26 protein-coding genes are annotated in these 26,745 nt (G+C 71.9%); 16 read left to right on the forward strand and 10 right to left on the reverse strand.

The features are described 5' to 3' along the window. The first annotated feature begins 8 nt into the window (after positions 1 to 8). Positions 9 to 1,298 carry an amidohydrolase family protein gene (locus tag OG906_RS25875; RefSeq protein ID WP_329446159.1) on the forward strand — a complete coding sequence of 430 codons (1,290 nt, stop codon included), beginning with the start codon at positions 9 to 11 and terminating at the stop codon, positions 1,296 to 1,298. After that, positions 1,295 to 2,524, forward strand: coding sequence for an amidohydrolase family protein (locus OG906_RS25880; RefSeq protein ID WP_329446161.1), 1,230 nt, complete (start codon positions 1,295 to 1,297; stop codon positions 2,522 to 2,524). Before OG906_RS25875 ends, OG906_RS25880 begins: the two co-directional genes overlap by 4 nt. Before the next feature lie 23 nt (positions 2,525 to 2,547). Here the strand turns inward: OG906_RS25880 and OG906_RS25885 are convergent, their stop codons facing one another. Both OG906_RS25885 and OG906_RS25890 read right to left on the reverse strand, forming a co-directional pair. Then, entirely contained in the window at positions 2,548 to 3,141 is a 594-nt protein-coding gene (locus OG906_RS25885; RefSeq protein WP_329446163.1) for a hypothetical protein, read from the reverse strand. Then, positions 3,138 to 5,636, reverse strand: a complete 2,499-nt coding sequence (locus tag OG906_RS25890) for an NACHT domain-containing protein (protein ID WP_329446165.1) — start codon at positions 5,634 to 5,636, stop codon at positions 3,138 to 3,140. Before OG906_RS25890 ends, OG906_RS25885 begins: the two co-directional genes overlap by 4 nt. A 115-nt stretch (positions 5,637 to 5,751) precedes the next feature. Between OG906_RS25890 and OG906_RS25895 the strand changes: the two genes are divergently transcribed. The 3 genes from OG906_RS25895 to OG906_RS25905 are packed head-to-tail and all read left to right on the forward strand — an operon-like array spanning position 5,752 to position 8,520. Beyond that, entirely contained in the window at positions 5,752 to 6,738 is a 987-nt protein-coding gene (locus OG906_RS25895; RefSeq protein ID WP_329446167.1) for a sterol desaturase family protein, read from the forward strand. After that, the gene (locus OG906_RS25900; protein ID WP_385640066.1) at positions 6,735 to 7,418 is read left to right on the forward strand and encodes a lysoplasmalogenase; all 684 of its coding nucleotides are present in this window, start codon (positions 6,735 to 6,737) and stop codon (positions 7,416 to 7,418) included. Before OG906_RS25895 ends, OG906_RS25900 begins: the two co-directional genes overlap by 4 nt. A 58-nt stretch (positions 7,419 to 7,476) precedes the next feature. Further along, the gene (locus OG906_RS25905; RefSeq protein WP_329446169.1) at positions 7,477 to 8,520 is read left to right on the forward strand and encodes a zinc-dependent alcohol dehydrogenase family protein; all 1,044 of its coding nucleotides are present in this window, start codon (positions 7,477 to 7,479) and stop codon (positions 8,518 to 8,520) included. A 117-nt stretch (positions 8,521 to 8,637) separates the two neighbouring features. Here the strand turns inward: OG906_RS25905 and OG906_RS25910 are convergent, their stop codons facing one another. Then, the gene (locus tag OG906_RS25910) at positions 8,638 to 10,185 is read right to left on the reverse strand and encodes a S8 family peptidase (protein WP_267801348.1); all 1,548 of its coding nucleotides are present in this window, start codon (positions 10,183 to 10,185) and stop codon (positions 8,638 to 8,640) included. A gap of 258 nt (positions 10,186 to 10,443) precedes the next feature. On the opposite strand from OG906_RS25910, the gene OG906_RS25915 reads away from it, so the two are divergent. From OG906_RS25915 to moaA, 3 genes are all read left to right on the forward strand, one after another. Continuing rightward, positions 10,444 to 10,818, forward strand: a complete 375-nt coding sequence (locus tag OG906_RS25915) for a DUF485 domain-containing protein (RefSeq protein ID WP_329446172.1) — start codon at positions 10,444 to 10,446, stop codon at positions 10,816 to 10,818. Further along, positions 10,815 to 12,452 (forward strand): solute symporter family protein, encoded by a 1,638-nt coding sequence (locus OG906_RS25920; protein WP_329446174.1) that lies wholly within the window; start codon positions 10,815 to 10,817, stop codon positions 12,450 to 12,452. Before OG906_RS25915 ends, OG906_RS25920 begins: the two co-directional genes overlap by 4 nt. 176 nt (positions 12,453 to 12,628) lie before the next feature. Beyond that, a complete protein-coding gene (gene moaA / locus OG906_RS25925; protein WP_267801344.1) occupies positions 12,629 to 13,618 on the forward strand; it encodes a GTP 3',8-cyclase MoaA in 990 nt (329 codons plus the stop codon). A 45-nt stretch (positions 13,619 to 13,663) separates the two neighbouring features. Here moaA and OG906_RS25930 read toward each other — a convergent pair whose 3' ends face one another. After that, positions 13,664 to 13,918 (reverse strand): hypothetical protein, encoded by a 255-nt coding sequence (locus tag OG906_RS25930; RefSeq protein ID WP_267801342.1) that lies wholly within the window; start codon positions 13,916 to 13,918, stop codon positions 13,664 to 13,666. Between the two features lie 137 nt (positions 13,919 to 14,055). After that, on the reverse strand, positions 14,056 to 14,334 hold the full coding sequence (locus tag OG906_RS25935; RefSeq protein ID WP_329448136.1) for a DUF3099 domain-containing protein: 279 nt from the start codon (positions 14,332 to 14,334) through the stop codon (positions 14,056 to 14,058). A 255-nt stretch (positions 14,335 to 14,589) separates the two neighbouring features. Between OG906_RS25935 and OG906_RS25940 the strand changes: the two genes are divergently transcribed. Beyond that, positions 14,590 to 14,868 carry a GlsB/YeaQ/YmgE family stress response membrane protein gene (locus OG906_RS25940; RefSeq protein WP_053678635.1) on the forward strand — a complete coding sequence of 93 codons (279 nt, stop codon included), beginning with the start codon at positions 14,590 to 14,592 and terminating at the stop codon, positions 14,866 to 14,868. 107 nt (positions 14,869 to 14,975) lie between these two features. Here OG906_RS25940 and tyrS read toward each other — a convergent pair whose 3' ends face one another. The 3 genes from tyrS to OG906_RS25955 all read right to left on the reverse strand — a co-directional run bounded on the left by tyrS (position 14,976) and on the right by OG906_RS25955 (position 19,350). Beyond that, complete coding sequence (gene tyrS / locus OG906_RS25945) at positions 14,976 to 16,241, reverse strand: tyrosine--tRNA ligase (protein ID WP_053678638.1); 1,266 nt, start codon at positions 16,239 to 16,241, stop codon at positions 14,976 to 14,978. A 108-nt stretch (positions 16,242 to 16,349) separates the two neighbouring features. Then, positions 16,350 to 17,738, reverse strand: a complete 1,389-nt coding sequence (locus OG906_RS25950; RefSeq protein WP_329446177.1) for a metallopeptidase TldD-related protein — start codon at positions 17,736 to 17,738, stop codon at positions 16,350 to 16,352. A gap of 88 nt (positions 17,739 to 17,826) precedes the next feature. Continuing rightward, positions 17,827 to 19,350: a TldD/PmbA family protein gene (locus tag OG906_RS25955; RefSeq protein WP_329446179.1), complete on the reverse strand. Its 1,524-nt coding sequence runs from the start codon at positions 19,348 to 19,350 to the stop codon at positions 17,827 to 17,829. A 184-nt stretch (positions 19,351 to 19,534) separates the two neighbouring features. Between OG906_RS25955 and fabG the strand changes: the two genes are divergently transcribed. From fabG to OG906_RS25970, 3 genes are all read left to right on the forward strand, one after another. Next, entirely contained in the window at positions 19,535 to 20,254 is a 720-nt protein-coding gene (gene fabG, locus OG906_RS25960; RefSeq protein WP_267801338.1) for a 3-oxoacyl-[acyl-carrier-protein] reductase, read from the forward strand. 4 nt (positions 20,255 to 20,258) lie between these two features. After that, on the forward strand, positions 20,259 to 21,029 hold the full coding sequence (gene fabI / locus OG906_RS25965) for an enoyl-ACP reductase FabI (protein WP_267801337.1): 771 nt from the start codon (positions 20,259 to 20,261) through the stop codon (positions 21,027 to 21,029). Positions 21,030 to 21,250: 221 nt separating this feature from the next. Next, the gene (locus OG906_RS25970; RefSeq protein ID WP_329446181.1) at positions 21,251 to 21,709 is read left to right on the forward strand and encodes a hypothetical protein; all 459 of its coding nucleotides are present in this window, start codon (positions 21,251 to 21,253) and stop codon (positions 21,707 to 21,709) included. A 127-nt stretch (positions 21,710 to 21,836) separates the two neighbouring features. On the opposite strand, the gene OG906_RS25975 is transcribed toward OG906_RS25970, so the two are convergent. Beyond that, positions 21,837 to 22,508, reverse strand: a complete 672-nt coding sequence (locus OG906_RS25975) for a FadR/GntR family transcriptional regulator (protein ID WP_267801336.1) — start codon at positions 22,506 to 22,508, stop codon at positions 21,837 to 21,839. 77 nt (positions 22,509 to 22,585) lie between these two features. On the opposite strand from OG906_RS25975, the gene OG906_RS25980 reads away from it, so the two are divergent. The 4 genes from OG906_RS25980 (at position 22,586) to OG906_RS25995 (ending at position 25,000) form a co-directional block, all read left to right on the forward strand. After that, on the forward strand, positions 22,586 to 23,872 hold the full coding sequence (locus tag OG906_RS25980; protein ID WP_329446183.1) for a CynX/NimT family MFS transporter: 1,287 nt from the start codon (positions 22,586 to 22,588) through the stop codon (positions 23,870 to 23,872). A 5-nt stretch (positions 23,873 to 23,877) separates the two neighbouring features. Beyond that, positions 23,878 to 24,000 carry an SGM_5486 family transporter-associated protein gene (locus tag OG906_RS25985; RefSeq protein ID WP_267801334.1) on the forward strand — a complete coding sequence of 41 codons (123 nt, stop codon included), beginning with the start codon at positions 23,878 to 23,880 and terminating at the stop codon, positions 23,998 to 24,000. Positions 24,001 to 24,156: 156 nt separating this feature from the next. After that, the gene (locus OG906_RS25990; protein WP_329446185.1) at positions 24,157 to 24,393 is read left to right on the forward strand and encodes a hypothetical protein; all 237 of its coding nucleotides are present in this window, start codon (positions 24,157 to 24,159) and stop codon (positions 24,391 to 24,393) included. Positions 24,394 to 24,481: 88 nt separating this feature from the next. Beyond that, the gene (locus OG906_RS25995) at positions 24,482 to 25,000 is read left to right on the forward strand and encodes a SixA phosphatase family protein (protein WP_329446186.1); all 519 of its coding nucleotides are present in this window, start codon (positions 24,482 to 24,484) and stop codon (positions 24,998 to 25,000) included. A 98-nt stretch (positions 25,001 to 25,098) separates the two neighbouring features. On the opposite strand, the gene serB is transcribed toward OG906_RS25995, so the two are convergent. Beyond that, on the reverse strand, positions 25,099 to 26,298 hold the full coding sequence (gene serB / locus OG906_RS26000; RefSeq protein ID WP_267801331.1) for a phosphoserine phosphatase SerB: 1,200 nt from the start codon (positions 26,296 to 26,298) through the stop codon (positions 25,099 to 25,101). Between the last annotated feature and the right edge of the window lie 447 nt (positions 26,299 to 26,745).

Raw genomic sequence — 26,745 nt, forward strand, 5'->3', positions numbered from 1 at the left:
CGTTCGTCGTGAGCGACACCCCGTACGAAGACCCGTACCTGATCATCTCCTCCGACTGCCACGCGGGTCTGCCCACCGAGCAGTACCGCCCCTACCTCGACAGCGCCTTCCACCGCGAGTTCGACGAGTTCCTCGGTCAACGCGACGCGCGCCGCGAGGAGGCCACCCGCCTCGGCGTGCGCAACGAGGCCTTCGCCGAGAAGTGGTTCCACGACCACGAGGAAGGCCTCAAGGGCGGCTGGGACGTGGGCCGACGCCTGAAGGAACTCGACGGCGACGGCGTGGCCGCCGAGGTCGTCTTCCCCGACGCGGACGCCGTCGACAGCCAGACCGCCGCCCCCTTCGGCGTGGGCCTGGGCCTGTCCGGCGACCAGGACCCCGAACTGGGCATGGCGGGCGCGCGGGCGCACAACCGCTGGCTCGCCGAGTTCGTGTCCCAGAACCCCGAGCGCCACTGCGGCGTCGCCCTGCTGCCCATCACGGGCGAACCCGCCGAGGTGGTCGCGGAGATCCATCGGGCCAAGGAGTCCGGGCTCGGCGCGTTGATGATCCCCTCGATGTGGGTGGACAAGGCGCCCTACCACGACCGCCGCTACGACCCGGTGTGGGCGGCGGCGGCCGAGGCCGCGATGCCCGTCGTCACGCACTCGGGGGCCGCGCCCCGCCACGAGTACGGCGACCACCTCGGCATCTACGTCTCCGAGGTCACCTGGTGGCCCTCGCGGCCCCTGTGGTTCCTCCTGTGGTCCGGGGTCTTCGAACGGCACCCCGGGCTGAGGTTCGGCATCGCCGAGTCCGGCTGCTGGTGGCTGCCCAACCAACTGTGGTTCATGGACCGGCTCTACCTCGGCGCGCACGGCGGCAAGAAACTGTCGCCCTTCGCCGAGCTGACGCGCCCGCCGAGCGAGTACCTCGACCGCCAGGTGTTCATCTGCGCCACGAACACCAAGCGCCGCGAACTCGCCCAGCGCTACGAGATCGGCGTCGACAACATCCTCTGGGGCTCGGACTTCCCGCACCCCGAGGGGACCTGGCCGCACACCCGCACCTGGCTGAAGAACACCTTCCACGACATCCCCGTCGACGAGACCCGCCGCATGCTGGGCCTGGCCGCCGCGGACGTCTTCGGCTTCGACACGGCGCGGCTCGCCCCGCTCGCCCGCCGGATCGGCCCGACCCCGGCGGAGCTCGGCCAGCCCACCGACCAGGCCGCGGTGCGCGCCTCCTGGGCCCGCTCGCGAGAGGTGGGCCGGCACTGGCTCACCGGACACGACTTCCCGACGCTGGGGGTCTCGTGACCGCGCCGGCCGAGGACCGCTACACCGTCGTCTCGGCGGACTGCCACGCGGGCGCCGACCTGCTGGACTACAAGCCGTACCTGGAGAAGCGCCACCACGAGGAGTTCGACGCCTGGGCGTCCACCTACGTCAACCCGTACGAGGACCTCCTCGCGGACACCGCCGACCGGAACTGGAACTCCCGGCGCCGGCTCGCGGAACTCGAAGCCGACGGCATCGTCGCGGAAGTCCTCTTCCCGAACACGATCCCGCCCTTCTTCCCGACCGCCTCCCTGATGGCCCCGGCGCCCACCCGCGAGGAGTTCACCCTGCGCTGGGCGGGCCTGCGGGCCCACAACCGGTGGCTGGCCGACTTCTGCGACGACGCCCCGGGACGGCGCGCCGGCGTCACCCAGATCCTGCTGAACGACGTGGACGAGGCGGTGAAGGAGATCCGCCGTACCCGGGACGCCGGCCTGACCGGCGGGATCCTCCTGCCGGGCGCACCCCCGGGCAGCGGCGTCCCCGAGCTGTACTCCGCCGCCTACGACCCCATCTGGGCGGTGTGCGACGAACTGGAGGTCCCGGTCAACCACCACGGCGGCTCGGCCTCGCCCCCGCTGGGGGACGAGCCGGCGGCCCGGGCGGTCTTCATGGTGGAGACCACCTGGTTCTCCCACCGCGCCCTGTGGCACCTGATCTTCGGCGGCGCCTTCCACCGGCACCCGGGCCTCAGGCTCGTGCTGACGGAACAGGGCTCCGGCTGGATCCCCGGCGTGATGGAGATGCTGGACTACTACCACGGCCGCCTGGTCGCCGCCTCGGCCACCGCGGAGGCCAAGTTCGGTGCGGGACTGGCCCGGTCCATGGGCAAGGGCCCGAGCGAGGTGTGGCGGGACAACTGCTTCGTGGGGGCCAGCTTCATGCGCCCCCACGAGGTCCCGCTGCGCCACCGGATCGGCCTCGACAAGATCATGTGGGGCTCCGACTACCCCCACGACGAGGGCACCACCCCGTTCTCCCGCGAAGGCCTCCGCATCGCCTACGCGGGCCTGCCCCGCGAGGAGGTGGCCGCGATGGTCGGCGGGAACGCGGCCCGCGTCTACGGCTTCGACCTCGCCCGGCTGGACGCGGTCGCGGCCACGTGCGGCCCGCCGGTCTCGGAGGTCGCCGAGCCGCTGACGGAGATCCCCCCGGCCGCCACCAGCCCGGCCTTCGCCCGAGGGGGCTCGGTCCGGGTCTGGTGAACCGGCGGTCCCGCCGGAGCGGCTCAGTCCCTGCGGACGAGCCACTCCGGCGCGATCCGCTCCGCCCCGCTCACGTTCGTGCCCCGGTGCACCTCGACCACCAGGCCCTCCAGATCCGCGAGCGGCGACAGGTCCACCGTGCCCAGGCACTCGCTCAACACCAGCCGCCGCAGCCCCCGGAACGCGCGCAACGGCTCCAACGTCCCCTCCAGCGCGCACCTGATCAGGGTCAGCCGGGTCAGCCGCTCGTACGGCAGGAGCGCCTCGATCGCCACCGGCGCGGCATGCCGGATCTGCAACCCGTCCAGGTCCGGCAGCGGCAGCTCCCGCGTCAACTGCCGGTACTGGCCGCTGCCGGCGATCGTCAGCGTCCGCACGCCCGGCCACCGGTCGATCCCGTCCAGCGTCATCCGGCGGGCGCCCTGCCAGATGTGCAGCGCGGCCAGGGTCCCCGCCGCCGGGACGTCCCCGATCCGCCGCTGCTCCGGCTCGAACCCGATGACCAGGGAGCGCAGCCCCGCGACCCCGGCCAGCGGGGCCAGCGAGAGCCCGTCCCGCAGGTAGCCGAAGGCGAGGCTGTCCGCCGCCAGCTCGGTCACCACCTCGACGCCGGTCACCTGCGGACAGTCCAACACCCCAGGTGCCGCAGTGTCGGATGCCCCGCCAGCGGGGACAGGTCGGTCAGCCCCGGATTGCGGTGCATGACCAGCCACTCCAGGTCCCGCCGGTCCCGGATCGCCGGCGGGATCGGGCCGTCCCAGGTCAGGTGGACCCGGTGGATGTGCCGCAACCGCTCGTAGGTCGCCAACTGCTCGGCCGTGCGCAGGTGCAGGTGGCCCTCGCGGACGGGCGCCCCGGACAGCACCGCGTCCGCGTACGCCTCGTTGGGGAAGCGCCCCCACGAGTCCGACAGCTCGTGCACCACCTCGTACCGGTCGTCCGACCGGAACCCCGCGATGACCTGGAGCGCCCGGTCCCCGCCGACCAGCGCGGCCGTCCGGATCGTCGCGGCCGCCTCGTCCTCGGTGAGGTCGGCCGGCTCCGGCAGCAGCTCCAGGACCAGCTCCCCCGCCTTGGCCAGCTCCTCGGCCTGCGCGGCCGACCGCGGCGGCAGCAGGTGCGCCGTACGGGTCTCCACCTCGTGCCACACCTCCGGGTCCAGCTCGGGGGCGTGCTCCAGACAGGCCGCCGCCAGCAGCACCAGCCGACTGCGGTCCCGCTCGTTCTCGTCGGCCCGGCGCAGCAACTCCCTCAGCAGATGGGCCCGTTCGTCGGGTCTGGCGTGGCCGACCGCCATCCGGACCACGTCGTCCCAGGTGTCCTCGTGCGCGTTGCGCACCAGCACGCCGAAGTCCCGGGACTCCACGGCCGCCTTCGCCCCCAGGTAGTCCTGGAAGACGCGGTGCACGAACTGCACGGAGTCCGGGACCGGTTCCCGCAGCAGGCCGGAGCGGATCAGCAGGTGCCGGAACACCTTGCGCGCACTGCCCTGCGCCCGGACCTGCGGCATCGCGTCGAGCCACTCGCCGACCATCTCGATCGCCTCCTCGAAGGAGGCCACCAACTGCCCGTTGCGGATCAGCCAGTACGCCAGTCGCTGGAGCAGCACCGTCTGCTCGTCCCGGCTGAGGTAGACCCCCTCGACCCCCGCTATGTCCCGCTCGGTGTCCCGGCGGACCAGGAGCATGTCCAACGCGGCGTCGTACAGCTCCTTGCGGGCCCGCGGCAGGTGCATCCGGCGGTCCCGGTTCAGGGCGCACAGCAGGGCGCACATCAGCGGGTTGGTGGCCAGCCGGCCCAGGTCCCGGCGCGTGCTCACCGCCTGGATGAGCGACTTCTCGTACGTGTCGAGCTGCTCCCGCTCCTGCCCGGAGACGCCCTCCGCGCGGGCGGAGTCGTGCCAGTGCGTGATGAAGGCCCCGACGCCGTCCCGCTCCATGGGCAGCAGCGACAGGGGGGAGAAGCCGTGCCCGGTCAGCCAGTCCTCCGGGACGGCCGAGGGACGGGTGGTGATCACGAACCGGGCCGTGGGATAGGCGATGAGCAGGGCCCGGAGCCAGGTCTCCGTCCGGTCGCGCAGGCGGGGCGGGACCTCGTCCACCCCGTCGACCAGGACCAGCGCCCGCCCGGCGGAGAGCAGGGACTCCACCCAGCCGTCCGGCGCCCGCAGCGGCACCCCGGTCGCGCTCAGCCAGTCCTGCGGCATCGGCAGCCCCGCGGGGGAGTTGAAGGACCGCAGCGGCAGGACGAACGGGACCAGGAGGTTCCAGTCCCGCAGGCCCGGGCCGAAGGTGCGGCGGGCCGAGTTCAGGGCCAGCCACTGCACGAGGGTGCTCTTGCCCGAGCCCGCCGGACCGCGCAGCAGCACCCGCTCGGAGGCACCCAGGGCCAGTTCGGTGCTCATCGGGGTGGCCCGGCCCGGCTCCTCCAACTGCTCGCCGCTGACCGCCAGGCTGATGTACGCCCGGTCCAGCGGCCACTCCCGGCGGGCCTGGCTGAAGGTGAGCCCGAACAACTGGAGCCGCCCGTGCGCCTCGGCGATGTACCGGCCGTACCGCTCCTCGAAGGCGAGCGCCGCGCCGTCGCCGGTCTGTGCGAGCCGGTCCACCGCCCGGGCCAACTCGGCCATCCTGCGGACCAGTTCCACGTCCGCCCGGGCCGAGAAGCCCGGCAGGGTCGTCGCGTACTCCACCACGTGCGTGCAGCACAGTTCGACGAGCCGGCGGTGCACGGACTGCGCGGCCTCGCTCAGGCCCGCCGCGCGCGGCGAGGGGATCGCCGCCGCCAGGGCCGCCGGTCGCAGGTCCGCGGCGAAGAGGGCGTCCGCGTCCAGCCGGCCCACCGCGGCGAAGGTGTCGGCCACCGAGTCCACCACGGCCGACCGCTCGTGGTCCGGCAGCCGGGCCGTCTCCTCGCCCAGGCGGGAGGCCAGGGTGCGGGTCAGGCGACGGATCTCGGGGTCGCCCAGTTCCGTCGGTCGGCGCAGGCGGCCGGCGGGACGGACGGGGTCGGCGGTCAGGCCGGCGCCGGGGGCCCGGGCGAGGAGGGACTTCAGCAGGGTGGTCGCCGCCGTGCCCGCGACCCGTAAGAGAACCGTCTCGAAACCTGTCATCCCCTCGCCCTCCCCTTGACCCCGCCATCATCGCTCGAACCGTCGGTAACACCGATGGATACCGATCGGTAACAACCTCTAGCGGCAGCCCCGAGGCCCGCTCTATGGTGCGGACATGCCGAACCTGCCCGATGTCGTGCTGTGGTCCATACCAGCCTTCGTGCTGCTCACCGTCATCGAGGTGGTCAGTTACCGGCTCCATCCCGACGAGGACGCCGCCGGGTACGACACCAAGGACGCCGCCACGAGCATCACCATGGGGCTGGGCAGCATCGGCTTCGACCTGCTCTGGAAGATCCCGGTCGTCGCGGTCTTCACCGCCGTCTACGAACTCACCCCGCTGCGCGTGCCGTTCCTGTGGTGGACCGCCCTGCTGATGCTCCTCGTCCAGGACTTCCTGTACTACTGGCAGCACCGCCTCCACCACGTGATCCGCATCCTGTGGGCCTGCCACGTGGTCCACCACAGCAGCAAGCGGTTCAACCTCACCACCGCCCTGCGCCAGCCCTGGACCAGCGCCACCACCTGGTGGTTCTACCTGCCCATGGTGGCGCTCGGCGTCCACCCGGCGGCGATCCCGTTCTGCTACGGCATCAACCTGCTCTACCAGTTCTGGGTCCACACCGAGCGCATCGGGAAGCTGCCGCGGCCCTACGAGTACGTCTTCAACACCCCCTCCCACCACCGCGTCCACCACGCCTCGCAGGGCGGCTACCTGGACCGCAACTTCGGCGGCATCCTGATCATCTGGGACCGTGTGTTCGGGTCCTGGGTCGGGGAGACCGACCGGCCCGTCTACGGCCTCACCAAGAACATCGCCACCCACAACCCGCTGCGCGTGGCCACCCACGAATACGCCGCCATCGCCCGCGACGTACGTGCCGCCGGAAGTTGGAGCGAGCGCGCCGGCCGGGTCTTCCGCGGCCCCGGCTGGCAGCCCGCCGCGACCGCCACCCCCGGCTCCCCGGCCGCCGCCCCCGTGCCCTCCCCGGGCTCCCCGGGCTCCCCGGGCTCCCCGGGCGGCGAACCCGCACCGACCCCGCAGGCGTCCCGGGCCTCCTCGCAGGCCGAGCAGGCCCCCGCCTCCGAGCACGCCGCGTGAGCGCCACCGAGTCCCGCACGCCGTCCTGGGCGCGGGATACCGCCCCCGACGGCGGACGACGGGCCCTCGTCGGCCGGATCGCCCTCGCCGCGTTCGCCGTCGCCGCGGCCGTCGACCTCGGCTCGCTGCTCGCCGACTGGCACCTCGGGCACGTCCTCGCCAAACCCCTGCTGATGCCGCTGCTCGTCGCCCACGTGATCGCGCTCGGCGCCCCCCGACTTCTGGTCGCCGCCCTGCTGTTCGGCTGGGGCGGTGACCTGGCCCTGCTCTTCGACGCCGATGTCGCGTTCCTGGTCGGCATGGGCTCCTTCGCCCTCGGCCACGTCTGCTACCTCGTCCTCTTCGGCCGGCGCGCGACCAACCCCCTCCTCGGCGCCGCGTACGCCCTCGCCCTCGTCGGCACCGTCACGCTGCTCTGGAGCGACCTGCCGGCCGAGCTGCGCGTCCCCGTCGCCGGATACAGCCTGCTGCTCACCGCCATGGCCTACCGCTCCAGCGCCCTCGGCGTGCGCGCCGGGATCGGCGGCGCGCTGTTCCTGCTGTCCGACACCCTCATCGCGACCGGGGTCGCCGAATGGCCCCAGCTGCCCCGGCCCGACTTCTGGATCATGGCCACCTACCTGGCGGCCCAGTACCTGCTGGCCACCGGCGTGCGCCCCCGGGAGGCAGGCGTACGGTAGGGGAGCCCACAAGGCGGGCCCTGCCCACACCGCCCCCGATCCGGAGGACTGCACCACCATGCGCGCCACCGTCATCCACGCCCCGCACGACATCCGCGTGGAGGAGGTGCCCGACGCCGCGATCCGGCGTCCCGAGGACGCCGTCGTCCGCGTACTGCGCGCCTGCATCTGCGGCAGCGACCTCTGGGCCTACCGCGGCGAGGCCGCGCGCGAGCCCGGTCAGCGGATCGGCCACGAGTTCCTCGGCATCGTCGAGGAAACCGGCTCCGCCGTCACCGACCTGCGCGCCGGCGACCTGGTCGTGGCCCCCTTCATGTGGTCCGACGGCACCTGCCGGTACTGCGCCGAAGGCCTCCACACCTCGTGCGTGGACGGCGGCTTCTGGGGCTCGGTCGGGCACGACGGCGGCCAGGGCGAGGCCGTCCGCGTTCCGCACGCCGACGGCACCCTGGTCAAACTGCCCGCCGACGCGGCCTCCGACGACCACCTGCTGACCGCTCTGCTGGCGCTGTCCGACGTCATGGGCACCGGCCACCACGCCGCGCTCGGCGCCGGCGTCCGCAAGGGCTCCACGGTCGCCGTCGTCGGTGACGGCGCGGTCGGCCTGTGCGGCGTCCTCGCCGCGAAGCGCCTCGGCGCCGACCGGATCATCGCGCTGGGCCGCCACACCGCCCGCACCGACATCGCCACGCTCTTCGGCGCCACCGACATCGTCGCCGAACGCGGCGAGGCCGCCGAGGCGGCCGTCCGCGAACTGACCGCCGGCCAGGGCGCGCACGCGGTCATCGAGGCCGTCGGCACCGAGCAGTCCATGCGCACGGCCGTCAACATCACCCGCGACGGCGGGGCCATCGGCTACGTCGGCGTCCCGCACGGCAGCGGCACCGGCCTGGACCTCGACGTGATGTTCGACCGCAACCTGACCCTGCGCGGCGGCGTCGCGCCGGTGCGCGCGTACATCCCGGAGCTGCTCGCGGACGTGCTCAGCGGCGCGATCGACCCGTCCCCCGTCTTCGACCGGGCGATCTCCCTGGACGAGGTCCCGGACGGCTACCGCGCGATGGACGACCGCAGCGCCCTCAAGGTGCTCATCACGCCGTAGGCGCCGGCCGCGGGACGAACACAAGGGGCCGGTCGGGGAGTTGCCCCGACCGGCCCCTTCACGTGTCCGGCCTGCCGCACGCGTCACCTCACGCGCGGTCCAGGCCCCGCTGCGCGCCTACTTCACGGCGCGGAGCGCGTTCACCACGCCGGAGCCGTAGTAGCCGGTCTGACCCCACTTGCTCTTGCAGGTGGTGGCGTCGATCAGCGCGCCGGCGCCGTCGTAGATCTTGTCCGGGCAGGCCTGCTTCGTGGCCTGGGCCTTCAGCAGCGCCTGGAGCTGCGACGGCGTGGCGGAGGGGTGCTTGCTCTTGAGCAGCGCCACGACGCCCGCGACGTGCGGGGCGGCCATCGAGGTGCCCTGCTTGTAGCCGTAGCCGCCGCCCGGGAGGGTGGACAGCACCCGACCGTTGGCGTCCGGCGTGGCCGGCACCTGCCACTTGTCGCCACCGGGGCCCGCGACGTCGGCGACGCCCAGCCCGTAGCTGGAGTAGTACGAGCGAAGGCCCTGGTCGCCGGTGGCGGTCACGGTGACCACGCCGGGGAGCTGGGTGGGAAGGTCGAGGCAGACCTTCGGGTCGATGGTGCGCGGCACGGCGGTGGTGTCGTTCGGGCTGGTGGTGTCCTCGATCGAGGGACCGGCCAGGTCGTGGTCCGAGTTGCCGGCCGAGGCCACGCTCAGGACACCCTTGCGCTCCGCGTACTTCGTCGCCCGCGCGATGGCCTCCACCAGCGCCTTCTGGTCGTCGTCCGACTTGCAGGTGTAGTTCCAGGGGTCGACGTAGTAGCTGTTGTTGGTCACCTCGATCCCCTTCTCGGCGGCGAACATGAACCCACAGACGACGGCCTCGGTGTAGAAGAGGCTGGTCCCCGGCTCGCTCACCTTGATCGCGGCGACCTTCACGCCGGGCGCGACACCGCTGATGCCGAGGTCGTTGCGCGCGGCCGCGATGGTGCCCGCGACGTGGGTGCCGTGGTCGCTGCCGTCCGCGTACGGACGCCAGGCGCCCTCGGTGGTGTCGGGGACACCGCCCACGCAGTTGGCGGACTGGCCCTTGGAGAAGTTCGGGGCGAGGTCCGGGTGGGTGTCGTCCACACCCGTGTCGATGACGCCCACCGTCACGTTGCGGCTGCCGTCGTTGATCTTGTGGGCCTCGTCGGCCTTGATCGCCCGCAGGTCCCACTGGTTCGACTCCAGGGGCTCCTGGCCCGCCGTGGCCTTCGCCGCCGCCTTCGCGGCGTCCGCCGCGCTCAGCCGCTGGGTCGCGCCCTCCTCGGTGGTCTGCACCGGGGACAGCGGGGCCGTCCGGGTGGCGCCGACCGACACGAACAGGCTGCGCTGGGCGCGCAGTTGCCTGGCGAACTCGGGGTTCTGGGAGTGCGCGACGACGACCCCGATCTGCTCGTGCGAGGTCACCACCGTTCCGCCGGCCTTCTCGATGGCCTTCTTCGCCTGCTTCACCGTCCCGTACGCGGTCAGGTTCGCCACGTACGACAGCTTGGGGCCGGAGGTGTCGGGCTTGGCCGTCGCCACCGCGTCCGCCGTGTTGCCCAACGGGGCGGCGGAAGCCGCGACGGAGGGGAGGAGGGCGAGCGAGGCGGTGAGTGCCAGTCCGACCGGAACGGCGAGTGCGCGCCGCCGGTGACCGGTTCCCAGGTGAGCCATGGGTTCTCCACATCATCCTGAAAAAGGCCGTGCGGGCACGGTTGCGCCCGACGGGTTCATGACACAGGAACCTAGTGCTGTCGTTCGGTCTTGCGCCATCAGTTCGAGGAATCAGTTTCCAATGAATCAACTGGGGTTGAACCGTCTCGACACGCCGTCCGTGCCGTTGACAGGGGGGATCAGCGTCACCATCCCCCTCGCACGGAGGTTGTTTTGTCCGTCGTCCCCCCTGCACCCGCGTCACAAGGAGAGCCCCCCGTGACCCTCGAAGCAGCAGCCCCACCACCGCCCGGCGGCGCGGGGCCGCACCACCCGGCCGGCCCCACCGCCGAAGAGTTCACGAGCGTCCAGCACAGCCCCGAGTTCGCCGAACTGCGGTGCTCCTACCGCTCGTTCGCCTTCCCGCTCACCGTGGCGTTCCTCGCCTGGTACCTGCTCTACGTGCTGCTGTCCAACTACGCGGGCGGCTTCATGGGGACCAGGCTCTTCGGGAACATCAACGTCGCCCTCGTCCTCGGCCTCGGCCAGTTCGCGACCACCTTCCTGATCGCCTGGCTGTACTCGCGGCACGCCGCCGCCAAGCTCGACCCCAAGGCCTCGGCCATCAAGGCGCGGATGGAGGCCGGGGAATGACCACACCGTTCGACCCGGCGACGGCCCCCGCCCTCGCCGCCGGCGCCACCGAGCACCGGCCGCTGATCATCACCCTGTTCGGGCTGTTCGTCGTCGCCACCCTGATCATCACCGTCTGGGCCGGCCGCCAGACCAAGGGCGCCGCCGACTTCTACGCGGGTGGACGCCAGTTCACCGGCTTCCAGAACGGCCTCGCGATCTCCGGCGACTACATGTCCGCCGCCTCCTTCCTCGGCATCGCCGGGGCCATCGCGCTCTTCGGCTACGACGGCTTCCTCTACTCCATCGGCTTCCTGGTCGCCTGGCTCGTGGCGCTGCTGCTCGTCGCCGAACCGCTGCGCAACTCCGGCCGGTACACGATGGGCGACGTCCTGGCCTTCCGCATGCGCCAGCGGCCCGTGCGCACCGCCGCGGGCACCTCCACCATCGTGGTCTCGATCTTCTACCTGCTCGCCCAGATGGCCGGCGCGGGCGTCCTCGTCTCCCTGCTCCTGGGCATCACCAGCGACGGCGGCAAGGTGGCCGTGGTCGCGCTGGTCGGCGTACTGATGATCGTCTACGTCACGATCGGCGGAATGAAGGGCACCACCTGGGTCCAGATGGTCAAGGCGGTGCTGCTCATCGCGGGCGCCCTGCTGATCACCCTCATGGTGCTGATCGAGTTCAACTTCAACGTCTCGGAGCTGCTGGGCAAGGCCGCCGAGAACAGCGGGCAAGGGGCCAAGTTCCTGGAGCCGGGGCTCAAGTACGGCAAGGACGCGACCACCAAGCTGGACTTCATCTCCCTCGGCCTCGCCCTCGTCCTGGGCACCGCCGGCCTGCCGCACATCCTGATCCGCTTCTACACCGTCCCGACGGCGCAGGCCGCCCGCAAGTCCGTGAACTGGGCCATCGGCATCATCGGCGCCTTCTACCTGATGACCATCGCCCTCGGCTTCGGCGCCGCGGCCCTGCTCAAGCGGGCCGACATCCTGGCCTCCAACAAGGCCGGCAACACGGCGGCCCCGCTGCTCGCCCAGGAGATCGGCGGCGGCGCCGACTCCACCGGCGGCGCGATCCTGCTCGCCGTGATCTCCGCGGTCGCCTTCGCCACCATCCTCGCCGTCGTCGCGGGCCTGACCCTCGCCTCCTCCTCGTCCTTCGCACACGACATCTACGTGAACGTCATCCGCAAGGGCCAGGCCACCGAGAAGGAGGAGGTCCGCGCGGCCCGCTGGTCCACCGTGGTCATCGGAGCCGTCGCGATCGGCCTCGGCGCCCTCGCCCGCGACCTGAACGTCGCCGGCCTGGTCGCCCTCGCCTTCGCGGTCGCCGCCTCCGCCAACCTGCCGACGATCCTCTACAGCCTCTTCTGGAAGAGGTTCACCACCCAGGGCGCGCTGTGGTCCATCTACGGAGGCCTGATCTCGGCCGTCGGCCTCGTGCTCTTCTCCCCGGTGGTCTCCGGCAAGCCCACCTCGATGTTCAAGGACGCCGACTTCTACTGGTTCCCGCTGGAGAACCCGGGGCTCATCTCCATCCCGCTCGGCTTCTTCCTGGGATGGCTGGGAACCGTCCTGTCGAAGGAGAAGGCCGACCCCGCCAAGTTCGCCGAGCTGGAGGTCCGCTCCCTGACCGGAACAGGCGCTGTCTGAGATCCACCGAACACACAGCGTGGCCGCGTCGTACTTCCCTACGACGCGGCCACGCCGCGTCTCGTTCGTTCGGGCATCCCTGCGCGGGGGAGCCGTCGCGTAGGCTCGAATACGGCGCATGCGCTCACGTTCACCGCAGCGCGACCTCTACGACCGGACAGGGGAGGGGGCTCACAGTGCTTCTCGACACCTATGGCCGCGTGGCCACTGACCTGCGCGTCTCGCTCACCGACCGGTGCAACCTGCGCTGTACGTACTGCATGCCCGAGGAGGGTCTGCAGTGGCTCGGCAAGTCCGACCTGCTCAGCGACGAAGAGATCGTCCGGCTGATCCGCATCGCGGTGACCCGGCTCGGCATCACCGAGGTGCGTTTCACCGGAGGAGAACCGCTGCTGCGGCCCGGTCTGGTCGGGATCGTCGAACAGTGCGCGGCCCTGGAGCCCCGCCCCAGGATGTCCCTCACCACCAACGGCATCGGCCTCAAGCGCACCGCACAGGCGCTCAAGGCCGCCGGCCTCGACCGAGTCAACGTTTCCCTGGACACGCTGCGGCCCGAGGTCTTCAAGACCCTCACCCGCCGCGACCGGCACAAGGACGTCATCGAGGGCATGGCCGCCGCCCGCGCCGCCGGCCTGACACCCGTCAAGGTCAACGCCGTACTGATGCCCGGACTCAACGACGACGAGGCCCCCGACCTCCTCGCCTGGGCCGTGGAGAACGAGTACGAGCTCCGCTTCATCGAACAGATGCCGCTCGACGCCCAGCACGGCTGGAAGCGCGACGGCATGATCACCGCCGGCGACATCCTCCAGTCCCTGCGCACCCGCTTCACCCTCACCGAGGAGGGCGCGGACGAACGCGGCTCCGCCCCGGCCGAACGCTGGGTCGTCGACGGCGGCCCGGCCACCGTCGGCGTCATCGCCTCGGTCACCCGCCCGTTCTGCGGGGCCTGTGACCGCACCCGGCTGACGGCCGACGGCCAGATCCGCACCTGCCTGTTCGCCACCGAGGAGTCCGACCTGCGGGCCGCCCTGCGCTCGGACGCCCCGGACGAGGAGATCGCCCGCCTGTGGAAGGTGGCGATGTGGGGCAAGAAGGCCGGGTCCGGCCTCGACGACCCGACCTTCCTCCAGCCCGACCGCCCGATGTCCGCCATCGGCGGTTAGCGCGCCCCGAACACCTCAAGGCGCGCCCTCGAAGGCTCGGACCGGCTACCGCCGCTCCGAGCCTTCCGGCTGTACCCACTCGTCGAGCTTCACGACGTCCTTGAGGAAACCGCGGACCCCCAGGAACTGGGAGAGGTGCTCGCGGTGTTCCTCGCACGCCAGCCAGGTCTTGCGCCGCTCGGGCGTGTGGAGCGTCGGGTTGTTCCACGCCAGGACCCAGGCCGCCGCCTCACGGCAGCCCTTGGCCGAGCAGGTGGGAACGACGGCGGGTGTGTCGGTGTCCGTATCAGGGGAGTTCACGCCTCAACCCTACAAACGGAAGGGCGACGCCGAGCAGCCACGGGGGGAGCTGCCCGGCGTCGGTCCGTCGCTCCGACGGGGGATGCGGAGCGCGTAGGCAGTATGTCACGCACGACCCGCTGCGGTGCACTGGAACTTCATGATTGATCTGAGGTTTTCTTGAGGTTTCCGGGCTCCAGTGCGGGGAGCACAGGGGCCGGTACGAAGTGTGAGGGGAGGGAGGGCGTCGACTCGCGGCCGGCGTTCGCGATGACCACGGCGACGTACGGCAGCAGGGCGCCCGCGACGAGCGTCACGATCGCCACGTGACGCTCCACGTTCCACAGGACCACCGTGGCGATGACCGACAGGGTCCTGATCACCATCGAGATGACGTACCTGCGTTGCCGTCCCCGCACGTCCTCGGCGAGACCCATCCGCGCGCCGGTGATCCGGAAGACCTCGGCCCCGTTCCGCTTCGTCCGCTGCACGTCTCCACCATCCGATCCACCCGCCGGGCACGCCCGGGCCCGGAGGCTTCCACCGTACGCCGGTCCTCCGTCGAGGAGGAGAGCGGGTGTGCCGTGACGTCCCCCTGAGTGCCCCCGAATGGCGTTGTCCGAAATGCGCTGTAGGCCGGTCGGGCCGAGACTGGGCGCACATGCGCACAACGCGCCAGGAGGAGGCTCGACATGGAATGGGTTTGGGCGATCATCGTCGGTTTTGTGCTGGGCCTGATTGCCCGGGCCATCCTGCCGGGCAAGCAGCACCAGCCACTCTGGCTGACCACCATCTTCGGCATCCTCGGAGCGCTCCTCGGCAACGCCGTCTCCCGGTGGATCGGCGTCGAGGACACCAAGGGCATCGACTGGATCCGCCACCTGCTGCAACTCGCCGGAGCGGTCCTGATCGTCGGCCTGGGCGACATGCTCTACCTGGCCATCCGGGGCAACAAGCGGCAGACGACCTGAACCCCGCCGACCCGGACCGCCGGGTCGGCGCGAAGGGGCCGGTCCGGACCACGCGTCCGAACCGGCCCCTTCGTCATGCCGTCACCGGGTCACCCCGGGCGAACGGATCAGCCCGTGACCTCGACCGCGGCCAGGTTCTTCTTGCCGCGGCGCAGCACCAGCCACCGTCCGTGCAGGAGGTCGGCCGCGGCCGGGACCGCGTCCTCGGCGGTGACCTTGACGTTGTTCACGTAGGCGCCGCCCTCCTTCACGGTCCGGCGCGCCGCGGACTTGCTGGCGACCAGGCCCGTCTCGGCGAGGAGGTCCACGACCAGTCCCGCCTCGGCGACCCGCGCCCGCGGCAGCTCCGACAGGGCCGCGGCCAGCGTGGCCTCGTCCAGCTCCGTCAGCTCGCCCTGACCGAACAGCGCCTTCGACGCGGCGATCACGGCCGCGCACTGGTCGGCGCCGTGCACCAGCGTGGTCAGCTCCTCCGCGAGGGCCCGCTGGGCGGCACGCGCCTGCGGCCGCTCGGCGGTCTGCGCCTCCAGCTCCTCCAGCTCCTCACGGGACCGGAAGGACAGGATGCGCATGTAGGTCGAGATGTCCCGGTCGTCCACGTTCAGCCAGAACTGGTAGAACGCGTACGGCGTGGTCATCTCCGGGTCGAGCCAGACGGCGCCGCTCTCGGACTTCCCGAACTTGGTGCCGTCCGCCTTGACCATCAGCGGCGTCGCCATGGCGTGCACGTGCGCGTCCGGCTCCAGGCGGTGGATCAGGTCGAGCCCGGCCGTCAGGTTGCCCCACTGGTCCGAGCCGCCCTGCTGGAGCGTGCAGCCGTAACGGCGGTACAGCTCCAGGAAGTCCATGCCCTGGAGCAGCTGGTAGCTGAACTCCGTGTAGCTGATGCCCTGGTCGGACTCCAGCCGGCGGGCCACCGAGTCCTTCGTCAGCATCTTGTTGACGCGGAAGTGCTTGCCGATGTCCCGCAGGAACTCGATGGCGGACAGGCCCGCCGTCCAGTCCAGGTTGTTCACCATGACCGCGGCGTTCTCGCCCTCGAAGGACAGGAACGGCTCGATCTGCGCGCGCAGCCGGCTCACCCAGTTCGCGACCGTGTCCGGGTCGTTCAGGGTGCGCTCGGCCGTCGGGCGCGGGTCGCCGATCTGGCCCGTGGCCCCGCCGACCAGAGCCAGCGGACGGTGCCCGGCCTGCTGGAGCCGACGCACGGTGAGCACCTGCACCAGGTGTCCCACGTGCAGCGAGGCCGCGGTCGGGTCGAAGCCGCAATAGAACGTGACGGGACCGTCCGCGAAGGCCTTGCGCAGCGCTTCTTCATCGGTGGACAGCGAGAACAGCCCGCGCCACTTCAGTTCGTCGACGATGTCCGTCACGGTTGTGACTCTCCTTGAGCGAGATGAAACAGCGAGATGAAACAGGGTGCTGAGAGGTTCCCCGCCAGTCTAGGCGGGCGGGGAACCTCCCCCGACTCCCCGACCGGCTCAGACGCCCTTGCTGACCGAGCTCATGTTGAAGTCCGGGATCCGCAGCGCCGGCATCGCGGCCCGGGTGAACCAGTCGCTCCACTCGCGCGGCAGGGTCTTCTCGGTACGGCCCGCCTCGGAGGCCCGCGACAGCAGGTCCACCGGGGACTCGTTGAAGCGGAAGTTGTTGACCTCCCCGACGACCTGACCGTTCTCCACCAGGTACACGCCGTCCCGGGTCAGGCCCGTGAGCAGCAGCGTCGCCGGGTCCACCTCGCGGATGTACCAGAGGCAGGTCAGCAGCAGGCCGCGCTCGGTCGAGGCGACCATCTCCTCCAGCGAGCGGTCGCCGCCGGCGTCCAGGATCAGGTTCCCGAAGCCGGGGGAGACCGGCTGCCCGGTCAGCTCCGCGCTGTGCCGGGTCGTCGTCAGCCGGGCCAGCTCGCCTCCGCTGATCCACTCGGTCGCCGGGACGGCCAGACCGTTGTCGAAGACGGAGGCGTCGTCGCCCGAGCTGTGCGCGATCACGAACGGCGCCGACTCCAGGCCCGGCGCGTGCGGGTCGCTGCGCAGGGTCAGCGGCAGCTCGGACAGCTTCTCGCCGAGCCGGGTGCCGCCGCCGGGCTTGGAGAAGACCGTCCGGCCCTCCACCGCGTCCCGCGCCGACGCCGACCACATCTGGTAGATCATCAGGTCGGCGACCGCCGTCGGCGGCAGCAGCGTCTCGTACCGCCCCGCGGGCAGCTCGATCTTCCGCTCCGCCCAGCCGAGGCGCACCGCCAGCTCCGCGTCCAGGGTCGTGGGGTCCACGTCCGTGAAGTCGCGGGTGGAGCGGCCCGCCCACGCCGACCGCAGCCGGTCGGGGGACTTCGCGTTGAGCTCCAGGGTGCCGTTGGGCTGATCGTGGCGCAGCCGCAGACCCGCGGAGCTGCCGATGTACGTGGAGACCAGCTCGTGGTTGGCGAACCCGTACAGCTCGCGGCCGCCCTCCCGGGCCCGCGCGAAGGCCTCGCCGAGCGCCGGGGCGAACCGCGCGAACACCGCCGACGAGGTCTCGGCGGGACCCTCGGTGAAGTCCGTCGAGGCCGGGACCCCGCTCACCAGGGGCTGCGCGTCCTCGGCCGAGGCGCCGGACCGCGCGGCCTCCTCGGCAGCCCGGACCAGCGGCTCCAGATCGGCCGCGGTGACGGCGGAGCGCGACACGACCCCCGAGGCCGTGCCCTCCTTGCCGTCGACCGTGGCGATGACTGTCAGGGTCCGGCCGCGGGTGACGCCGTTCGTGGTGAGCGCGTTGCCCGCCCAGCGCAGGTTGGCGCTCGACTCCTCGTCCGCGATGACGACGCAGCCGTCCGCGGTGGACAGCTCCAGCGCGCGCTCGACGATCTCGTGCGGCTTCGTGCGGCTCATCGGCCGGCCTCCTGCGTGGTGTTCAGACGGTGCCGTCCCGGGGGGCGACCCCCGGACCCCCGGCGGATCGCGTGGTGATCGTGGGCGGTCATCGGCCGGCCTCCTGCGTGGTGTTCAGGATGTTCACGTCGCGGAACAGTGCGGACGGGCAGCCGTGCGAGACCGCGGCGACCTGGCCCGGCTGGGCCTTGCCGCAGTTGAAGGCGCCGCCCAGGACGTAGGTCTGCGGGCCGCCGACCTTCTCCATCGAGCCCCAGAAGTCGGTGGTCGTGGCCTGGTACGCGACGTCGCGCAGCTGCCCCGCCAGCCGGCCGTTCTCGATCCGGAAGAAGCGCTGACCGGTGAACTGGAAGTTGTAGCGCTGCATGTCGATCGACCAGGAACGGTCGCCGACCACGTAGATCCCGCGCTCCACCCCGCCGATCAGGTCCTCGGTCGACAGCCCGCCCGGGTCCGGCCGGAGCGAGACGTTCGCCATCCGCTGCACCGGGACGTGCCCGGGGGAGTCGGCGTACGCGCAACCGTTGGACCGACCGAGGCCCGTCAGCTTCGCGATCCGCCGGTCGAGCTGGTAGCCGGCCAGGGTGCCGTCCTTGACCAGGTCCCAGCTCTGCGCCTCGACGCCCTCGTCGTCGTAGCCGATGGTGGCCAGCCCGTGCTCGGCGGTGCGGTCGCCGGTCACGTTCATGATCGAGGAGCCGTACTTGAGCGTGCCGAGCCGGTCGAAGGTGGCGAAGGAGGTCCCCGCGTACGCGGCCTCGTAGCCCAGCGCCCGGTCCAACTCGGTGGCGTGCCCGATGGACTCGTGGATGGTGAGCCACAGGTTGGACGGGTCCACGACCAGGTCGTAGCGCCCGGCGCGCACGCTCGGGGCCCGCATCTTCTCGGCGAGCAGGTCGGGGATCCCCTCCAGCTCCGCGTTCCAGTCCCAGCCGGTACCGGTCAGGTACTCCCAGCCGCGGCCGGCGGGCGGGGCGATGGTGCGCATCGAGTCGAACTCGCCGGTGGACGCGTCGACGGCGACCGCGGTGAGCTGCGGGTGGATCCGTACGCGCTGCTGGGTGGTGACGGTGCCCGCCGTGTCCGCGTAGAACTTGTTCTCGTGGACGGCGAGCAGCGAGGCGTCCACGTGGGCCACCCCGTCCGCCGCGAGCAGGCGCGCGCTCCAGTCGGCGAGCAGCGCCGACTTCTCCGCGTCCGGCACCTCGAACGGGTTCACGTCGTAGGCGGAGATCCACGTCTTGTCGGCGTGGACCGGCTCGTCCGCCAGCTCGACGCGCTCGTCCGAACCGGCGGCCTTGATCACCTGCGCCGACAGCTTCGCCATGGCCACGGCCTGCGAGGCCACCTTGGCGGCGCCGTCCATGGTCAGGTCCACACCGGAGGCGAATCCCCAGCTGCCCCCGTGCACGACCCGGACCGCGTAGCCGAGGTCCGTGGAGTCGGAACCGCCCGATGGTTTGGCGTCCCGCAGCCGCCAGGAGGCGCTGCGCACGCGCTCCAGCCGGAAGTCGGCATGGTCGGAGCCCAGCGCGCGGGCCCGGGCGAGCGCCGCGTCGGCGAGCGCCCGCAAGGGCAGCGCGGTGAAGGCCGCGTCGATGGAATGGGGCACGGAATTCCTCCCGGGGTCGGGGCCGGTCGCCCCGATCATGTCGCGCTCGGGGCTCGTGTGCCTACATCTTTCTGTAGGGACTCGACAGAGCCCGCCGCAAGGCCCTGTCGGGGCCCGATTCTCCGTAAGGACGATGCGACCTATAAGTTTTTGGTACTCAGACAGCTAGCGAAAGGGTGATCCGTTGAGCCGCTCGGTTCTCGTCACCGGAGGTAACCGGGGCATCGGCCTCGCCATCGCCCGAGCCTTCGCGGAGGCCGGCGACAAGGTCGCGATCACATACCGCTCGGGCGAGCCGCCGGAGGCGCTCACCTCGCTCGGCGTCCTGGCGGTCCGGTGCGACATCACGGACTCCGAGCAGGTGGAGCAGGCCTACAAGGAGATCGAGGACAAGCACGGCGCCGTCGAGGTGCTGGTGGCCAACGCCGGCATCACCAAGGACACGCTGCTGATGCGCATGTCCGAGGAGGACTTCGCGTCGGTCGTCGACACCAACCTCATCGGTACCTTCCGGGTGGTCAAGCGCGCGAACCGGGGCATGCTGCGGGCCAAGAAGGGCCGCGTCGTCCTGATCTCGTCGGTCGTCGGCCTCATGGGTTCGCCCGGCCAGGCCAACTACGCCGCCTCCAAGGCCGCGCTGGTCGGCTTCGCCCGCTCGCTCGCCCGTGAGCTGGGCTCCCGCAACATCACCTTCAACGTCGTCGCCCCCGGCTTCGTGGACACCGACATGACGAAGGTGCTCACCGACGAGCAGCGCGCGGGCATCGTCGGTCAGGTGCCCCTCGGCCGCTACGCGCAGCCCGAGGAGATCGCGGCGGCCGTGAGCTTCCTGGCGTCCGACGACGCCGCGTACATCACTGGAGCCGTCATTCCCGTTGACGGCGGATTGGGCATGGGTCACTGATCACATGAGCGGAATTCTCGACGGCAAGCGCATCCTCATCACCGGGGTGCTGATGGAGTCCTCCATCGCCTTCCACGCCGCCAAGCTGGCCCAGGAGCAGGGCGCCGAGGTCATCCTGACCGCGTGGCCCCGCCCGTCGCTGACCGAGCGCATCGCCAAGAAGCTGCCGAAGCCGGTCAAGGTGATCGAGCTCGACGTCACCAACCAGGAGCACCTGGACCGCCTGGAGGGTCTCGTCCGTGACGAGCTGGGCGGCCTCGACGGTGTTCTCCACTCGATCGGGTTCGCCCCGCAGGACGCCCTCGGCGGCAACTTCCTGAACACGCCGTTCGAGTCGGTCGCCACCGCCATGCACGTGTCGGCGTTCTCGCTGAAGTCCCTCGCCATGGCCTGCAAGCCGCTGTTCCCGGCGGAGGGCGCGGCCATCGTCGGCCTCACCTTCGACGCGCAGTTCGCCTGGCCGCAGTACGACTGGATGGGCCCGGCCAAGGCCGCCCTGGAGGCCACCAGCCGCTACCTCGCCCGTGACCTGGGCAAGGAGAACATCCGCTGCAACCTGGTCTCGGCCGGTCCGATCGGCTCCATGGCCGCGAAGTCCATCCCGGGCTTCTCCGAGCTGGCCGACGTCTGGAACTCCCGCTCCATGCTGGAGTGGGACATGAGCGACCCGGAGCCGACCGGCAAGGCCATCGTCGCCCTGCTGTCCGACTGGTTCCCGAAGACCACGGGCGAGATCGTCCACGTGGACGGCGGCCTGCACGCGATGGGTGCCTGACCCTCGGGTCCGGGGTCCCTACGTCCGTACGGCGGTGGCCGCGCCTCCCTTCCGGGAGGCGCGGCCACCGCCGTTTCGGCCTGTGGGCACGGGGTTCACCGGCTCCGTTCGATCGGATGTGCGTGCTCCGGCCGGATCTTCCCGAGTCGTAAACGGTGACAAATGCCTGCAAACTGACCGAGCCGGGATCTTCCCGGGTTCCTCGGGGAGGAGGTACGGGCGTGCACGCGAGGCCGAGCCGAGCGGTATCGCTCCTGGTCACCTCGGTTGCCCTGGCCGGCCTCCTGATCCCGGGAGCCGTCGCGCAGCCCGGGGAAGACGACCCGGCGCCCGGCCCGGAGGCCATGGCCCCGGTCGTGGTGGATCCGGCCGAGATCCCCGCCGAGCCACCCGTACAGCCCGCCCGGCCCGCCGCCGGAGACCTCTACGGCGCCGACTGCGACATCGAGATCGACGGCTCGCTGGTGACGGCGCACTGCCACAACGGCTATCCCGAGACCGACCTGATCCGCCTGCACGTGGAGTGCGACCGCTGGTGGGACGTGGACGGCGACGGCGCCGCCGTCGCCGTGGGCCCGGCCGGCCGCGTCGAACTCACCAGCCGCTGCTGGAAAGAGGTCCGTACGGCATGGGTGAGCCACGAGCGCCCCGGCCGACGGGACGCCGACCGGCTCCGCTGAACAGGCCGACGACCCGCCCGCTCCCGCGAGTCCGGGCCCGAGTCCGGGCCCCCGGCCCCGGCCCGAGCCCGAGTCCCGGCCCGGGCCCGCCGACTCCCTGACCCCGTGGGTCCCGCAAGCGCCCCGGCTACGCCTCGCCGAGGCAGACGAACGGGTAGCCCGCCGCCTCCGACGCGGCCGTGTCGCCGTCCCCGCGCCGGATCGCCTCGATCAGTCGGGCGTGGTCCAGGTGCGCCGAGGGGCGCAGTTCCGTCCCCACGTCCGTGCGCAGCCAGTCCGCCACCAGGTCCCCGAGGTCGGCGTACAGCTCGATGAGCACCTCGTTGTGCGAGGCCGTCACCACCGCCATGTGCAGGCTCACGTCCGCCGCGACGAACCGCTCCGCGTCCCCGCTCGCCCAGGCCTCCTCGCGTCGGGCCAGCAGCGCGTCCAGTTGGGTCAGGTCCCGCTCGGTCCGCCGCTCGGCCGCCAGTCGTGCGGCGGAGGACTCCAGAGTCGAGCGCAACTCGGCGATGTGCCTTGGGTCGGCCCCGGCGAAGCGCCGGTGCATCACCCCGGCCAGCTCGCTCGTCGCCAGGACGTAGGTGCCCGAACCCTGGCGGATGTCGAGCAGCCCGTTGTGCGCGAGGGCCCGGACGGCCTCGCGCACCGTGTTGCGGGCGACGCCCAACAGCTCCACCAGCTCGGGCTCCGTGGGAATGCGGGAGCCCACGGGCCATTCACCCGAGGTGATCTGGTTCCTGAGCTGGGCGATCACCTGGTCGACGAGCGCGGATCGCCGGGGCGATGTCAGCGGCATGCGAGCGGTGTCCTCTCCGGACGTGGATACGGAAGGGGGGTGGACAACCAATCATCCCATGATTCTATGATGGTTCAATGTCCGACGATGAAATCCAGACCATGAACCGGCCCCAGGCCGCGCGCACGGCACCCCCGCAGCCCCTCGCCGTCCCCGTCACCCCGCAGCCGGTGTGGCTCGGCCCCGTGCTCATCGTCGGAATCGTGCTGGCCGCCCTCAACCTGCGACCCGCCATCACCAGCCTCGGCGCCCTCTTCGAGGAGACCCGCACGGGCCTCGGCATGAGCGGCACCGTCGCCGGACTCATCACCTCCGTCCCCGCCCTGTGCTTCGCCGTCTTCGGCGTCACCGCCCCCCGGCTCTCCCGCCGCTTCGGCCCCGCCGCCGTGGTCTGCGCCGGCATGGTCGCCGTCGCCGCCGGACTGCTGATCCGGCCCTTCGCGACCAACGCCGCCGGGTTCCTCGCCGCCAGCGCCCTGTCCCTGGCCGGCATAGCCCTGACGAACGTGCTGCTCCCGGTGATCGTCAAGCGCTGGTTCCCGGACCGCGTCGGGACCATGACCGGCCTGTACTCCATGGCCCTGGCCGCCGGCACCTCCCTCGCCGCCGCCGCGACCGTCCCGCTGACCTCCGCGCTCGGCGGCAGCTGGCGCACCGGCCTGCTGATCTGGGCCGCCCTCGCGGTGGCCGCCGTACTGCCCTGGCTGTCCATCGCCGTCGCCGGCCGCCGTGACAAGGCCGCCGCGCCCGCCGGAACGGCACCCGACGCCGGCCCGCGCGTCGCCCGCAGCCGCACCGCCTGGGCCCTGGGCTGCTACTTCGGCCTCCAGGCCACCGGGGCGTACGTCACCATGGGCTGGCTCCCCCAGATCTTCCGCGACGCCGGGGTCTCCGCCGGGACCGCCGGCGTCCTGCTCGCCGTCACCATGGTCATGGGCGTGCCGCTGGCCTTCGTCATCCCGAACCTCGCCGGCCGGATGAGGAACCAGGGCGCCATCGCCGTGGTCCTCGGCCTCTTCGGCTTCCTCGGCTACGCCGGTCTCTGGCTCGCCCCCGCCGCCGGAGCCTGGGCCTGGGCCCTCCTGCTCGGCGTCTCCAACTGCGCCTTCCCGCTCGTCATCACGATGATCGGACTGCGCGCCAAGTCCCCGGCGGGCGTCGTCAAGCTGTCCGCCTTCGCGCAGAGCACCGGGTACCTCATCTCCATCCCCGGCCCGCTCCTCATCGGTACCCTCTACCAGCACAGCGGCGGCTGGGACCTGCCCCTCGCCCTCATGGCCGCGCTGCTGGTCCCGCAGATCGCGCTCGGCGTCCTCGCCGGCCGGGACCGCACGATCGAGGACGAATGCGGCATGCGAGACTGAACGACATGTCGCCCGTACTCGAACCGAACCCGCAGAACGGCCACAAGAAGCTCGGCCTCGTGCTGGGCGCGATGCTGCTCGTGACCGTCGTCATCGCCGTCATCGCGTCGATCGCCTCCCCCTCCTGACGACGCGCCCCCGAGGGGTGGTGGGGATAACCCCACCCACCCCTAGGGGGCCAGGCTCAGGGGCAACTGGGGTGTGCCCCGGATGGGAACCGCGGCCTCGGATCCATAGATTCGAAGCAGCGAGCCAGTCCCACCCGCACACCACCGGAGGCGGCCATGTCGGCCCCCACGCACGCCCCGTCCCCCGCCGGCCCGTCCGGCCGCCGCCGCGCCGCCGCCGGCAGCGGAGCCGACGCCCGCCTGCACTGGTGGGCCCTGGCCCTGCCCGCGCTCGCCTTCGGCCTCCTGCTGCTCCTCCTCGCCGGAGCCGGATCCGGCGAGGCCCACGCCGCCCCGGCCGAGAACTCCTCGCTGGTCCAGGTCACCGAACAGCTGCTGCGCGCCGTCGGCTGACCCGCGTACGCCGGAGCACGCTCCACCCCGGACCCGGGCCCTCCAACACCCTGCGCCCCGTGGCTCGTTTCATGCGAAGCTGGGAGTCATGAGCGCCGACACATCCCGCAGGATCGTCCTCCTCCGGCACGCCAAGGCCGAATGGTCGGACGGATCGGACCACGAGCGGCCCCTGGCCGATCGCGGTCGTCACGACGCCCCGGCCGCCGGCCGGAAGCTGGCCCAGACCGGCATCGCCTTCGACCTGGCCCTCTGCTCCACCGCGGCCCGGACCCGCGAGACGTGGAAGCTGGCCGTCCAGGAACTGCCGCACCGGCCGAAGACCACGTACGAGGAGCGGCTCTACGAGGCCTCCCCGGGCGAGCTCATCGCCCTGCTGAACGAGACCTCCGACGACGTGGCCGACCTGCTCGTCATCGGCCACAACCCGGGCATGCACGCCCTCGCGGACGCCCTCTCCGGCAGTGCCGAGGCAGACGCGCTCTCCCGCATGCACCGCAGCGCCTTCCCGACCTCGGCCCTCGCCGTGGTCTCCTTCACCGGCTCCTGGAAGTCCGTGGAGCACGGCGTCGGCACGCTGCTGGACTACTGGACCCCCCACAGCTGACCCCCGCGGTCGCCTGCCGCAGGGCGGATCACCCCCCTTACGCGCGAACGGGCCCCGGCGCCTCGATGGCGCCGGGTCCCGTTGCGTCGTAGCCACGGCTAGGCGAGGTCGGCGGCCTCGACCTCTTCCCGGGTGATGCCCAGCAGGTACAGCACCGCGTCCAGGAACGGCACGTTCACCGCGGTGTGCGCGGCCTCGCGGACCACCGGCTTGGCGTTGAAGGCCACGCCCAGCCCGGCCGCGTTCAGCATGTCCAGGTCGTTGGCGCCGTCGCCGATCGCGACCGTCTGGGCCAGCGGCACGCCGGCCTCCGCGGCGAAACGGCGCAGCAGCCGGGCCTTGCCCGCCCGGTCCACGATCTCGCCGACGACCCGGCCGGTCAGCTTCCCGTCGACGATCTCCAGCGTGTTGGCGGCCGCGAAGTCCAGCCCGAGCCGCTCCTGGAGGTCGTCGGTGACCTGGGTGAACCCACCGGACACCACGCCCACCTGGTAGCCCAGCCGCTTCAGGGTGCGGATCAGGGTCCGGGCACCGGACGTCAGCCGCACCTCCGCGCGGACCTTGTCCACCACGGAGGCGTCCAGCCCCGCCAGCAACGCGACGCGCGCGTGCAACGACTGCTCGAAGTCCAGCTCACCGCGCATGGCCTGCTCGGTCACCGCCGCCACCTCGGCCTCGCAGCCCGCGTGCGCGGCGAACAGCTCGATGACCTCGTCCTGGATCAGCGTCGAGTCCACGTCCATGACCACCAGGCGCTGGGCCCGGCGGTGCAGACCGGCCGAGACCACGGCCACGTCGACGCCGATCCGGGCGGCGGCCGTGGCCAGCGCGGTGCGCAGCGGCTCCGTCTCGACACCGGACACCGCGAACTCCACCGCCGTCACCGGATACTTGGCGAGCCGGAAGATCCGGTCGATGTTGCCGCCGGTCGCGGTGATCCTGGCCGCTATGGCCGCCGTGGACTCGGCGGTGAGCGGGTGCCCGAGCACCGTGACGTGGGAACGACCACTGCCGCGCGGCCGGTTGTCGCCGGTGCCCGAGAGGATCTCGGCCTGCATCTTCAGCGACTCGGCCCAACTGTGGACGGTGGCCCGCAGCTCGCCCTCGGCGGCGCCGGTCGGCTGGGTGACGAGGGCGCACAGGACGATGCGGCCACGGGTGACGACCTGCTCGATGTCGACGACGTCGACGGAGTAGGCGGCGAGGGTGTCGAACAGCCCGGCGGTGATCCCGGGACGGTCCTTGCCGAAGATCTTGACGAGGAGGGTGGGGACGTCGGAGGTCTGCGATGCGCTCATGGTGACCTCACCGTATCTTCCCCGCCCCCGGAGCAGGACCCCCGTCCCACCCTGCGGGCGCCGGATACCCCGGTACGGCGGTCCCGGCGGCCGGCGCGGGGGTGAAAGGTGTCGGTCCGGCGGGTGGCGGGGGAGTGAAGGCCGCCCTCCGCCTCCCCTCTGATCGGGCCGCCCGCCATGCCCGCCATGCCCGCCATGCCCGCCACGCCCCCGCCCCCGGCTCCCGGACCCCCGGCCACCCCGCGAGCGCCGGCGCCGGGCGGCCGCGGACCGGATGCGGCCGGACGCCGCCCCGACGCGACCCGGACGCGGGTGCGAACCGCGGGGCGAGAAGTCCCGTATCGCACTCTCCGGGTGCCTTTGGACCCCGCCGACGGCCGGTCGCGGGCACCCCGGAACGGCCCCGATTCCACATGTGGGCGCAGGCCTGAAATAGTTCCCACGGAT

This window comes from Streptomyces sp. NBC_01426 (assembly GCF_036231985.1).
Classification (GTDB): domain Bacteria; phylum Actinomycetota; class Actinomycetes; order Streptomycetales; family Streptomycetaceae; genus Streptomyces.